At 57.9% G+C, this 394-nt stretch carries 1 protein-coding gene and 1 pseudogene; both read right to left on the reverse strand.

What is annotated here, in order from left to right; translation table 11 throughout:
• Positions 1-208: pseudogene (locus tag K6M89_RS30695) on the reverse strand (thioredoxin); the annotation flags it as partial.
• Between the two features lie 35 nt (positions 209-243).
• Positions 244-394, reverse strand: a 151-nt coding sequence (locus tag K6M89_RS31815) for a DUF6880 family protein (RefSeq protein WP_369010571.1), incomplete at its 5' end; no start/stop codon positions are given.

The raw sequence follows: 394 nt of genomic DNA on the forward strand, positions 1-394 counted from the left end.
GGACGAGGACACCCGAATACATATGCCAGGGCTGCGACTGCAGGCGGATCTTCACGGTGATCTTGTCCTCACCGGCCTGGCTCAGCAGTTCGTCGAGCTTGTTGAACGCTCTGACCGAGTAGGGGCAAGTCGGCTCCAGAAAGGCTTCGAAGATGCGGGGTCCAGTGCCCCAAGTCAGCGGATCGGCGTGCCAGGAAGTGGTCGTCATGGAATTCCTCTCTGAGGTAAGGTATCCGGAGCAACTTAGGTCACCAGGCTCCAGAAGCCATGCTTCTTGCCGTGCCGACGTTTGAGTTCCGCGACATAGAGGTCATGGGATCTGGTGTTGCCGAAGTCATCGATATGAGGCGCAAAGGATGCACAGTCCGCCAGATGCCTCGCCGCATGCTTATAG

It is taken from the genome of Rhizobium croatiense (assembly GCF_019793465.1).
In the GTDB taxonomy this organism is placed as follows: Bacteria; Pseudomonadota; Alphaproteobacteria; order Rhizobiales; family Rhizobiaceae; genus Rhizobium; species Rhizobium croatiense.